This window comes from Pseudoalteromonas sp. SR41-7, assembly GCF_014163935.1.
GTDB lineage: Bacteria > Pseudomonadota > Gammaproteobacteria > Enterobacterales > Alteromonadaceae > Pseudoalteromonas > Pseudoalteromonas distincta.
In genome coordinates this window covers 119,801-132,264 of the sequence record NZ_JACJEF010000004.1, presented here as the reverse complement: position 1 = coordinate 132,264, position 12,464 = coordinate 119,801, and the positions used below count along the sequence as shown (strand labels likewise).

Annotated in this window: 8 protein-coding genes; 3 read left to right on the top strand and 5 right to left on the bottom strand. The window is 38.2% G+C overall.

The genetic code is table 11. The features are described 5' to 3' along the window. Positions 1-22 precede the first annotated feature (22 nt). The 5 genes from H5092_RS06915 to H5092_RS06895 form a co-directional block, all read right to left on the bottom strand. Positions 23-1,345 (bottom strand): leucine-rich repeat-containing protein kinase family protein, encoded by a 1,323-nt coding sequence (locus tag H5092_RS06915; RefSeq protein WP_259398373.1) that lies wholly within the window; start codon positions 1,343-1,345, stop codon positions 23-25. Positions 1,346-1,386: 41 nt separating this feature from the next. Continuing rightward, the gene (locus tag H5092_RS06910) at positions 1,387-2,100 is read right to left on the bottom strand and encodes a YebC/PmpR family DNA-binding transcriptional regulator (protein WP_002959761.1); all 714 of its coding nucleotides are present in this window, start codon (positions 2,098-2,100) and stop codon (positions 1,387-1,389) included. 256 nt (positions 2,101-2,356) lie between these two features. Then, positions 2,357-4,435 carry a M13 family metallopeptidase gene (locus H5092_RS06905; RefSeq protein WP_182733189.1) on the bottom strand — a complete coding sequence of 693 codons (2,079 nt, stop codon included), beginning with the start codon at positions 4,433-4,435 and terminating at the stop codon, positions 2,357-2,359. A 240-nt stretch (positions 4,436-4,675) separates the two neighbouring features. Continuing rightward, positions 4,676-6,454, bottom strand: a complete 1,779-nt coding sequence (locus H5092_RS06900) for an ABC transporter ATP-binding protein/permease (protein WP_182733188.1) — start codon at positions 6,452-6,454, stop codon at positions 4,676-4,678. 129 nt (positions 6,455-6,583) lie between these two features. Then, positions 6,584-8,647: a hypothetical protein gene (locus H5092_RS06895; RefSeq protein ID WP_182733187.1), complete on the bottom strand. Its 2,064-nt coding sequence runs from the start codon at positions 8,645-8,647 to the stop codon at positions 6,584-6,586. A 460-nt stretch (positions 8,648-9,107) separates the two neighbouring features. Here H5092_RS06895 and H5092_RS06890 point away from each other — a divergent pair, with 460 nt between their 5' ends. The 3 genes from H5092_RS06890 to secF all read left to right on the top strand — a co-directional run bounded on the left by H5092_RS06890 (position 9,108) and on the right by secF (position 12,444). Beyond that, a complete protein-coding gene (locus H5092_RS06890) occupies positions 9,108-9,569 on the top strand; it encodes a hypothetical protein (protein WP_182694981.1) in 462 nt (153 codons plus the stop codon). Between the two features lie 108 nt (positions 9,570-9,677). Further along, complete coding sequence (gene secD / locus H5092_RS06885; protein ID WP_182733186.1) at positions 9,678-11,516, top strand: protein translocase subunit SecD; 1,839 nt, start codon at positions 9,678-9,680, stop codon at positions 11,514-11,516. Beyond that, entirely contained in the window at positions 11,509-12,444 is a 936-nt protein-coding gene (gene secF / locus H5092_RS06880; RefSeq protein WP_182715335.1) for a protein translocase subunit SecF, read from the top strand. Before secD ends, secF begins: the two co-directional genes overlap by 8 nt. The last annotated feature ends 20 nt before the right edge of the window (positions 12,445-12,464 follow it).

The following is a 12,464-nucleotide window of genomic DNA, read 5'->3' as shown; positions in this document are numbered from 1 at the left end:
GCTTATATTATTAATATTAAATTTATTTTAGCTCTGCTAATAACTCAGTAAATGTAGGTCTTTGATTTAATGTAGGTTGCATGGCACATTTTGCCATATCGGACATTTTAACAAAGAGCTCACTTTGTTTATCATCGCCAGTTACCGTGCCTATTAAGTCTTCAATTAAACACCCTAATGCACGTACTTCAATTAACTCGATTTGCTTTTGTTGATAATCACTTAACATGGCTAAGTTTGTGGCTGCACCAAAATCACCAAATAATACATCAGCATCTTTGTTTATCATGGTGTTATGCGCATACACGTCGCCATGGCTTACTTTACAAATATGCAAGTGATGTAAGGTACTTACCATTTGCTGTGCAATTTTTAAAATAGCGTGAGTTGAGTAATGGCAATCATCATTAAAGGTATCACGAGTACAGGTTTCAAGGCTTGGAGGCAGGCCTAAATTAGCAAAGCTTTTATCTATTAGCTCCATTACTAAACCTAGCTGATCACTTTGCTCAATGTAGGCAAGTACTTGAATTAAATTAGCGTGATCGCCTGCTTGTAAGCAGCAATTTACTTCATCAAGCGGGTAGCCGTCGCTGGTAATTGCGCCTTTAAATAATTTAATCGCTACAGCACTTTCAATAGCTTGTGCTAAATGAATAACGCCCGATGCACCTTGGCCAATAACATGACTAAGTGTGTAATCGTTAAGAGACTTATTTTCTAAGCAGCTTTTTGTAAGGCACTGGGCTTTATTAAAATCGTTACCGGCAAACGCAAGCCAAGCAAGTTTAGGCAATTCAAACAGCCAGTCGTCTACGTGTGTTAAGTTATTAGCAGAGAGCCTAACAAGCTCAAGGTTTTTACACTGCGCCATGCTACTTGGCAGTTGCTTAAGTTGATTGCCTGCAAGCGCAAGCTTTTTAAGCTGGGTATAATTACCAAAATCTTCAGGCAATTCGCTTAACGTATTATCGGTGAGTATTAGCCACTCAATATTTTTTGGCAGGCTGTTTAAAGCAAATTCAGAAATTTGGTTACCTTTAAACGCGACCATAATTAAAGCAGGGCATTTAGCGAGCACTTTAGGAATATGCTTAAACTGATTAAACGATAAAAACACACGCTTCAGGTTTGTTAAACAGGCAAATTCATCAGGTAGTGTTGATAAGTTATTATTCGATAAATCGAGAACTTCAAGCGTGTCAGCTAAGCTAAATATTTCTTCAGGGAATATTGTTAGCTCTTCTACTAATTGCAGGCGAGTAGCACCAACAAGTTTGCCACTTTTAAGCTCTTTAAAGGAGTTCATATTAATACCATGTTCTAAAAATGAAAAAGCCAACATAGCTGTTGGCTTAAAGTCGTTCTAACTTACTAAATTGCTATTTAGAATTGCGCGTTATGGTAAACGTTTTGTACGTCGTCGCAATCTTCTAACATTGCTAAAAAGCGTTCCATAACTTCAACGTCTTCGCCTTCAATCGGCGTTTCAATTTGTGGCACAAAGCTAATTAGGTCTTCGTCAAATTCAGTCACGCCCATTTCTTCAAGCGCTGTACGTGTATTGTTGTACTCTGTATGAGGAGCAAAAACAGTAACTTTACCGTCATCTACTTCTACGTCAGTTACATCAACATCAGCCATCATAAGAGCTTCAAGTACTGCTTCGTCGTCATCACCGTCAAATACAAAAATAGCAAGGTGATCAAATAAATGTGAAACAGAGTTTTGAGCGCCAATTTTAGCATTTGCTTTGGTAAAACAAACACGGACATCAGCAAAGGTACGCTTGTTGTTGTCTGTTAAACAGTCAACAATAATCATACAGTTACCAGGGCCGTAACCTTCGTAACGTGTTGCTGCGTAGTCTTCACCGCCGCCGCCTTTTGCTTTGTCTATTGCGCGGTCAATAACGTGTGCTGGTACTTGGTCTTTTTTAGCGCGTTCAATTAAACGACGTAATGATAAGTTACCATCTGGATCTACACCGCCGTTTTTTGCACAAATATAAATTTCTTTGCCGTACTTAGAATAAACTTTAGTTTTAGCACCCGCAGTCTTAGCCATTGAATCTTTTTTGTTTTGGTAAGCTCTTCCCATCTGCGTTTCGCCTTAATATATGTAAATAATAGAATAAAATTATAATGCGTATTCTAAAGGTAAATGCATTCAAGGGCTAGTAAGTATTAAAACAGATTAAATCGGTAGCGTTTAAAAGCCATGTAAACTGTATTTTATTAATGGGATCATCGAGGGTTCTAGACGTTGGAATTATATCTATTATGTGTAAATTTAATTCAATAAAAAAAGCAACCTGTATAACAGGTTGCCTTACTAAATAATAAGTAAGTGTTACTTACCAAATACGTACACGCTCATCTTCAGGAAGGTATAACGCATCGCCTGGTTTTACATCAAACGCTTTGTACCATGCATCGTGGTTACGCGGCGCTTGTGCTCTAAAGCGACCAGGGGCATGTGTGCCACCACGCAGTTGGTTAAGCATGCTTTGCTCAGTACGTTTTTCTTTCCATACTTGTGCCCACGCAAGGAAGAAACGCTGATCGCCAGTAACGCCGTCAATAACAGGCGCTTCTTTACCATTTAAACTGAGCTTGTACGCGTGATAAGCCATTGATAGCCCACCTACATCACCAATGTTTTCGCCAAGGCTATTTCGACCATTAACAAAGTTACCTTCTATTGGCTCGTATTTACTGTACTGCGCAGCCAGTTGATCGGCTTTTTTGTCAAATGCAGCGCGGTCAGCATCAGTCCACCAGTTACGTTGCACACCGTTTTCGTCTGATTTTGAACCTTGATCGTCAAATCCATGACCCATTTCGTGACCAATTACAGCGCCAATACCGCCATAGTTTACAGCGGGATCGGCATTTGGATCGAAAAACGGCGGTTGTAATATCGCAGCCGGAAATACAATTTCATTAAACGAGCTATTGTAGTAAGCGTTTACGCGTTGTGGCGTCATGCCCCAGCGGTTACGGTCTGTTTTTTGTAGCTCTTTTTCAACACTTTCTGCATGAAAAAATTCACGCATGTTTTTCACATTACCGATTAAATCGTTTTTAGTAATGCTTAAACCATCATAAGACTGCCAAACATCGGGATAACCAATTTTTGGTACAAATGCAGCCAGTTTAGCGCGCGCATTTACTTTAGTTTCATCGCCCATCCACTCTAAGTTATCAATACGTTCACCAAGAGCTGTACGTAGGTTTTCAACCAGCTCAGACATTTGTTGTTTTGACGACTCAGGAAAGTAACGTGCTACGTATATCTTACCAATAGCAAAACCAAGCGAACTTGTGCCTGACATTTCACTTATTGCACGTTTCCAACGAGGGCGAGGCTCTTGCTGTCCGTTTAGTTCTTTACCAAAAAAAGCAAAGTTAGTATTAAATACGTCCTCTGATAGTAAACCTGCGTTACCGCTAATAGCGTGATACGTTAGGTAGTCTTTCCATACTGCAATATCTTCTTGATTGATTAGCTCAATCATCGCTTTTATTGGCTCAGGCTGAGATACATTTAACTGAGGTACTTTATAACCTGTTTGCGCAAAATATAAATCCCAGTTAAAGCCAGGATAAGCAGTGCTTAAATCGGCACGTTCAACTTGGTTTAGGGTTACGTCGCGATTACGGCGCTTTTCACGAGGCCAATGACCTTGTGCAATTTTGGTTTCAAGATCAACTATTGCTTGAGCGCGCTCAGCGGTATTTTCTACTCCTGCAAACTTAAGCATGTCAGCAATGTGAGCAACATAAGCTGTACGGGTTTTTACAAAGCGCTCAGCGTCTTCAAGGTAGTAAGAACGATCTGGTAAACCTAAACCACCAGCACCTAGTGACATTTCATATTTATTAGGGTCTAGGCGATTAAACCACATACCGCCGCCAAAAGGGGCTTTATTACCGGTTAACCAAGACTTACCAAACATCTCAGCTAAATCGTCAGTTGACGCTATATCACTAATTTCACTTAACAATGGCTTAATAGGCGCTACACCGAGTTTATTAAGTGTTTCGGTATCCATATACGCATTGTAAAAATCAGCAACGAGTTTTTCTTCTGCGTTTAAATCTTTACGTGCGGCTATTTCTTCAATAATAGCTTTAACATCGCCTTCGCTGCGCTCAGCTAATCCAGAAAATGCACCATAGCGGGTTTTATCTGCAGGCATTTCGTAGTTGTCATACCACGTGCCGCTGGCATACATAAAAAAGTCATCGCCTGGTTTCACGGCTTCGTTACGAGCTGTTAGATCAACACCAAAACTACCTAACTCTGCTTTTTCTGTCACTGTTGCTGTAGTTACTTTAGGTTGTTGCTCATCTATTTTTGTTGTTTGCGGCTCTGAACAACCTGTAATAAATGTGGCAGCTAATGCTGCGGCAATTAAACTCTTTTTCATTACTTACTCCTGAGTATCACTGATTGAATTAAAGCAGCAGTGAATCATTTTTATTGTTACGAATATTTAACTTATCGATTGTTATTGATATTAATCAGACAAACAAATCTTTTGAGGTGAATCACCACAGTGCTCGATAAAGCTAATATAGGAGAAAAGAGAAAGGCTAATAGGTTCTATAAACGCTTTATTTAGCTCGAATACTTAAAAGTATCCGAGCTAAGAGGGGGCACACACTATTTATTTTTTATGCTGAAGCTCCCACATACGGGCGTATTCTCCGGCGAGTGTAAGTAACTCATCGTGCTTACCTTGCTCAATAATTTGTCCGGCTTTGAGCACAATAATGGTGTCTGCATCGGTAATAGTAGATAACCGATGAGCAATAACAATACTCGTATGGTTACTGGCAACCTCACGCATTGCAGCAAGTATTGCTTGCTCAGAATGAGAGTCGAGTGCAGATGTTGCTTCATCAAAAATTAAAATAGGGGACTTTTTCAAAATGGCGCGGGCAATGGCAATACGCTGTTTTTCGCCGCCGGATACTTTTAAACCGCGCTCGCCAACCAGTGTTTTATCGCCTTTATCAAGTGTGCCTATAAAGTCTTTTAAATGCGCCATAGCAATGGCTTCGTCAATTTCAGCATCGCTTGCTGATGGTCTACCGTAAGCGATATTTTCACGAATGGTGGTGTTAAACAGCACGGTGTCTTGCGGCACTATTGCAATGGCTTTTCGTAAACTATTAAGTGTTACTGAGTTTATTGCTTGATTATCGATACTAATTTCACCGGCGCTTACATCATAAAAACGATAAAGCAGTCGCGCCAATGAGCTTTTACCAGCCCCACTGGCACCAACAATAGCTACTTTGCTGCCTGCTTTAACACTAAAGCTAAGATTATTAAGAATAGGGCGATGCGCATCGTAACTAAAACTTACATTATTAAATGTTATTTCACCTTGGCTAATATTGAGCTCTTTAGCATTAAGTGCATCGGTTATTTGTGGTTTTTTGTTAAGTAGCCCAAGCATGTTTTCAAGGTCGGTTAGCGCGCGTCTTATTTCGCGGTACACAAAGCCTAAAAAGTTAAGCGGTAAAAACAATTGAATCATATACGCGTTGATCATCACTAGTTCACCAATAGAAAGCGTACCTGCAACTACCTCGGTTGAGCCCAACCACATTAACGCGGTAATAGCACAGGCAATAATAAGTGCTTGGCCTGAGTTGAGGGCGAGCAACGACATTCTATTTTTTAAACGGGCTTTTTCCCAGTTTGCTAAAAAGGTGTCGTACGTTTTGGCTTCAAACTGCTCATTATTAAAATATTTCACAGTTTCATAATTAAGCAGGCTGTCTATTGCGCGGGTATTACTTTTATTGTCGGCAGCATTTGCTTCTCTAATAAAGCGGTTTCGCCACTGAGTAACCACCACAGTAAAGGTAATATAAATAGCAACTGCCAGTAATGTAATCAGCGCAAACCAAACAGAAAACAACGTGCCAAAAATAATCGCAACGGTCAGTATTTCAAACAAAGTAGGCACAATGTTAAACATTAAAAAGCGCATTAAAAAACTTAACCCACTAGTACCGCGTTCTATATCGCGGCTAATACCGCCAGTTTGCCTATCTAAATGAAAAGCCAGCTCAAGTGAGTGCAAATGCTTAAATACTTTTAAACCAATATCACGCATAGCGTGCTCGGTTACGCGAGAAAATACAGCATCTCTTATCTCACCTAAAAATACGCTAGCAAAACGCAGTGCACCGTACATCAATAACAATAAAGCGGGGATAACTAACAGTGGGTTAATCGACTTATCTACCGAGTCTATAATTTCTTTAAGTGCCCACGGCATCAACAAAGTGGCACCTTTTGCGCCTATAAGCGCCATAAGTGCAATAAAAACACGGCCTTTAAATTTTGTAAGGTAGGGCCACAGTGTTTTTACACTTTGGCGTAAATTCATGGCGTCGGGGCGTTTTTCACTGCTTTGTTTAGAGCGCATTCAGTATCTCAGAGTTGGTATATGGGTAAATAAAATAACTTATAAGTTAAGTAAACGCCGTTAATTGAAACAAGGAAAGGTATTAGTTTTTTGGATATTAATTTTAAGCATTAAAATGCGGTTACCAAATTAATGCTTTCTAAAATAGCAGTATATGTTTTCTGGTAGAATATATCTCATGTAGCGCTTTCTGAAGCCAGCTTTCCATAATGATTTGTTATAGGTTTGCTTAAATTTAATTGGATTAAGAAACATTTTTAATGGTTCAGGCGATTTCGCAAAGTAACTTTCATGGCTATTTGCTCCTACATACTCAGAGTGTTTGAGATTACCAAAGTTCACAGACTCGCTATAGGTAGGAGTTTTTAATAATCTAGATATAGGTTTTATAGCCGTTTCAGGAGCGATATTTATTTTTTTATAATCTCTTTCAATAGCCATAAAATCAGAAATAAAGTCCATAGCTCCTTTTTGAAATTCGTTTATTGTATTTAGCTTATCATTAGAAAAGTCATTAGGTTCGAATATAGCTACTATGTCATCATTTTTTTTATCGAATTTAATTACAGAGCCGTGAGGTGCTGAAAAAATAAATTCGAGCATATGCACACCTTCCGATAACACTTGAAAATTATTTTTAGGTTCTGAAAAGTTACACATATAGCCAGACATCGGAAACCCTTTTTCAGCAAACTTCATTGCAGTTTGAAATGTGCCTAGGTAATAACCATTAATGTCTATTTCATTATTTTCTAATAACATTAGCTTATTTAATGAGTTCTGAATTGTCCCTTGCCACCCAATGTCAACAATCGCGACTTTTTTGGCATCCATAAACCCAATTTGATTTAGGTAAGTTAGTAGGTTTTCTCTTTCTACAGCTGCAATACTGCATACATCATCAACTAATAAATGAAAGAGTTTTGCTAATTTATCCTTATCGTTATCTGTGTCAATTATATGATTTTGATCAAAAAATCCAACTTCTTTTATTTTTTTAATATGTTTTGTTGCATCTATATCAACTCTATCAAGGTAATTAGCGACGCTCAAATTAGGAACAAAATGGCATAGTACTTTTATCGAATATTCATCGATTCCATTGTATATAGTTGGGATGTTTATAGCTCGTCTTGATGCGTACATATACTTACTAACAGGCGTTTTAGCTCCCTGATTCATAAGGCTATAGGCTTTGTGCATAATATAGCCGTCGCGAGCAAAGAAAAATATATGTTCTATTTCTTGATGCAAAACCTGGCTAGTTAACCAACGAGTTAAGCCAAAATATATTATTCCACAGTATACATAACCAAAGTCGTACCATATATTCTCGTTGTTATTATCTCTTTGGGTAAACGTTTTGTTGATGATAGTCGCAAAATAAATAGATTCTTCTATAGAGAGTTTAGAAGGGTATAGCTGCCTTAGTCTTTTAAATGAATGATGGCTAAGCGCATATTCACTGGTTTTTTTGTAATAATAAGGTTTGATGCCTTCTTTCATCGCGTTAATGACATCGGCGAAGTAATAATCGCCAATATGTAAAAGCTTAGACGGTTTACAGGATAGGTCTTTAAGTATATGCGGATATAACCCTCCTTTAGACTTTGATTTACGAATTACAGAGGATAAAAATAATTTATGAAATTTTGTATACCCATTATCGTAAAGAATTTTTTTTATCACGTACTCCGGTAAGTACATGTCTGAGGTGAAAATAACCTTTTTACTATTATCAATACAGTATTGATAAAAAGAGTGCATATATTCATTTTGAACACAAAATTTTAATTCTATTTCGATTTCTAGCGCTTTCAATATGTTAATTACTTTGCTATCTAGATTTTGTGTTTTTTGTATATGTGCATATATCTCATCCAAACCTATGGATTGGGTACCATTTAGCTCAGCTAGTATTTTTGTTGCTTCTGCCTCGGCATTACCTCGGATGCTTTTAAAGTCTATGTCTAGCTTTTTATGTTCATCATTATATAAATTCTCAACTATTGTAAAAATATCAGCTGGTTCGAAGACTTTTCTGAGGATTACTGTATCAAAGATATCAAAAGAGACTATTTCACTGTTGTTTATTAGCTTTTTTAGGTCAGTGTCATTACTTAGGGTATTTATTAGCTTTAAGCTTTTGTTGTAAAATTTTGAGGCTATTTTACTAAATATGTTTTTTTCCATAATGACTTTCCCTGCCTTATTTACTATCCATAACATAATTAAGAAAATCAAAATTTAGCTATTTGTTTACATTTAATTATACTAATTTCGTATAGCCGCTGCAACTTGACCATTTATAGTACGAAGTTTTATGGCTTATTTATTATTTTACCAAAAAAAACGACTAAATGAATGCAAAATGAATAATAAAACTACAAGTAATAAATTAAAATTAACCCTAAATAACTACTCCTTTTGTATTTGGTAAGGAAAAGAGATGCTGTCGAAGTAGTAGATTTGAGCGCAACATATTTTATAAATGAAATTACCAAAAAAATCTTTAAATAATTGGTTCGAAATAAAGCAACGCCAGCGCCTCAGGTTAAGTTGTAAGATCAAACTAAATTAACGAGCAGGCTATTGTATTTTAAACGCTTGCCCTTATATACTACGCATCCCTTATTTTAGTTTTAAAACGTGAATGTTTAAATTTAGAGTGTTTTTAACTGCCTTTTTGCTACTTGCTGCACTTTTTAGTGTGCAGAGCAATGCTATGGGCGCCTCACAAAATTTAAATATTACTGTTAGTACGCAGGTTTCGCTTACTGATATTGCCGATTTAACTAAAATACAGCCTATTAGTAAGTCTGTAGATACTGCGCAGCATAAAAAAACGCATCAAACCGATTTTGACGCGCACCAACCAAGGTTAACTGCCAATAATTCATCATTGTTTTTGCACACTGTTCAAAGTGAGCCAGAATACGATGTGGTTTTTGAATTTTTTGCTCAAAATCTTGTTAGGCATATATTCTTACGACCAAGAGCGATTAATCCTATACAGCCTTGGTATACGCTTGTAACTAATAGTAAAAAGTCGCGCTTGAGTGGCTGGAAAGACGTTAATTTACTCTACAGAGCTGTAACTACCTACCACGCTTAATTTTCCTTATTTAATTTTATTAGGTTTTAACTTTTAAAGTTTTAGCCTGCAGATTAATTGTGCTTTTAAAAAGTACGTTGCTAGCTTTGCTGGCAATAAGGATTCAACATGTTAAGTTTTAAAAAAGACAAAAAACCGTCTACGGCTAAGTTCAAATTAAGCTATATAGCCATGCTAATAGTATTGGTTTTATTAGCTATCAGCGCATTACCAAATTTATACCCAAATAAATCGTGGTTGCACATCAGTGCTGCTCCGCACAGTGAAACGCAATCTTTACCGAGCACTAAAACGCTAGTTACTTTTTTAAATAACCAAGGGTTAGAGGTTGAGCAGGGTTTAGATAAGCAATCAACTATTAATGTACTTTTAAACGAGCCAACTAAAAGCGCTCAGGCACAAGCGGCTATAAAAGCGCAATACCCAAACACGCAAGTTAAAATTGTTGAGCATGCAACCAGCCCTACATGGTTACAAAATTTTGGTTTATCACCAATAAAGCTGGGCCTTGATTTAAATGGCGGTGTGCTATTTGTATTAGACGTAGATTTAGATAAAGCCGTTGATGAGCAGTTAGTCAGTGCGTATCAACAAGCTAAATCAATCATTATTAAGCAAAAAGCACATGGCGTAAAAGCGCAGCAAACTCAGCACGGGTTTGAAATAAACGCATTGCCTAATGCAACAGACAAGTTAACCCCCGTTATTGAAGAGCTACAAAGCCGGTTTGCTAATTTAGCCGTTGTAACAAGCAATAACGGCAGCGTTAAAACTGCCAAATTTAGTTATTCGGAGCAAGGCCGCAGCAGCTTTGATAAAGAAGTAATGGGGCAAACACTCACAACCCTTCGTTCACGTATTGAAGAGTTAGGCATTACCGAAGCGGTAACACAGCGCCAAGGAAAGCACCGCATTCGTATAGAGCTACCAGGCGTGCAAGATCCAACCGAAGCAAAACGTATTATTGGTGCAACAGCATCGCTTGGTTTTTATCAATTAAAAGAAATTGGCGGGCAAACATTTAATATGCAATCGGGCGGAACCATAAAGCTCGATCCTGTGCCAATTTTTACAGGCGATCATATTAATAATGCAAACATAGGCCGCGACGATTGGGGTAAACCATTGGTACAGCTAAGCCTAGACGGCCAAGGAGGGGATGCAATGTCGGCGTTTTCAAAAGCCAATATTGGTAAGCCAATGGCGACGGTTTACTCTGAGTATTCTCAAAATGCTAAAGGTGAAGTAGTTAAAAAAAGCGAAGTTATTAATGTTGCCAATATTGCTCAGCATTTAAGTTCGCGTTTTAGTATTACCAATATGAAAAGCCAACAAGCGGCAGCCGATCTAGCATTGTTATTACGTGCAGGCTCGCTTACAGCACCCGTTACAATTGTGCACGAACAAACAATAGGGCCAAGCCTCGGCAGCGAAAATATTAGTAATGGCTTAGCCGCGCTTATGTTAGGCATGGGTATTACGCTTGCATTTATGGCGCTTTGGTATCGCCGTTTAGGCCTTATTGCAAACGTAGCACTTATATTAAATTTAACGTCGCTTGTGGGCTTAATGTCATTATTACCAGGGGTTGTGTTAACGCTTCCGGGTATCGCTGGCCTGGTGCTAACCATAGGTATGGCGGTAGACACTAACGTAATAATATTTGAACGCATTAAAGAAGAACGCCGCCAAGGCCGTGCACCATATCAAGCTATTCAAGAGGGTTATAAACAAGCCGCAAATACAATATTTGATGCCAATATAACCACCATGATCACCGCACTTATCTTATACGGCATAGGCTATGGGCCCGTTAAAGGTTTTGCCATTACACTCGCACTGGGGCTTTTAACGTCTGTATTTACAGGTGTGTACGTATCAAAAATATTAAGCCAAACGTTGTTTTTAAAAATGGGTAAAAAAGTAGGAGAAAAAGCACATGCTTAACACTTTTTTGAAAGGTGAGGCGGGCACACGTTTACGCTTTATGGGTATGCTTTTAAGTGCCATTTTAGTGCTGCTATCCGTATTTACGCTTACGCAAAAAGGTCTAAATTTTGGCCTAGATTTTACCGGCGGTTATTTAACTGAGTTTACAACCAGCCAAAGTGTTGAACTAAAAGAGCTTCAATCGTTTATTGCTAAAAATCACAACGGTGAGTTTGAGCTAACCGCGCAAGGTAATAGTCATTTTCAATTAAGAGAAGCGCCAAGTGCATCAACAACAGCTAATAGCCTTGATTGGCAAAGCGCTGTTACACAAAACGATGATATAAACGCACAGGTATTATCGTCAGCTTATATTGGCTCACAAGTGGGCGATGAGTTATTTGATCAAGGCTGTTTAGCAATGTTTGCTGCAATGATTGCGGTAATGATTTACCTTGCAGTGCGTTTTGAATGGCGATTAGCGGTAGGCTCTGTGGTTGCGCTAGTGCACGATTTAATACTTGTACTTGGATTATTTTCACTATTACAAATTGAATTTAACCTAACCGTACTGGCAAGTTTACTGGCTATTATTGGTTACTCACTTAACGACTCAATAATAGTAGGGGATAGAGTACGCGAGCTTTTACGTGTTCAATCAAACAATGTACTTAGCCCAGCGACTATTATTAATAATGCGATTAAAAGTACGCTAACACGTACCTTAATAACGTCGGGTACCACACTTGCAACGGTTGCGAGCGTTTGGTTGCTTGCAGGTGCACCACTGCAAGGCTTTGCTATTGCATTATTTACTGGCATTGTAGTGGGTACGTTCTCGTCTATTTGTATAGCGGCAACCTTGCCGGAGCTATTAGGCTTAAGCGCTAAAAACTACGAAGTTAAAGTAGATGCCCACACGCAAACATTATTAGATATGCCATAAGGTTTTTAATAAAGCACAAG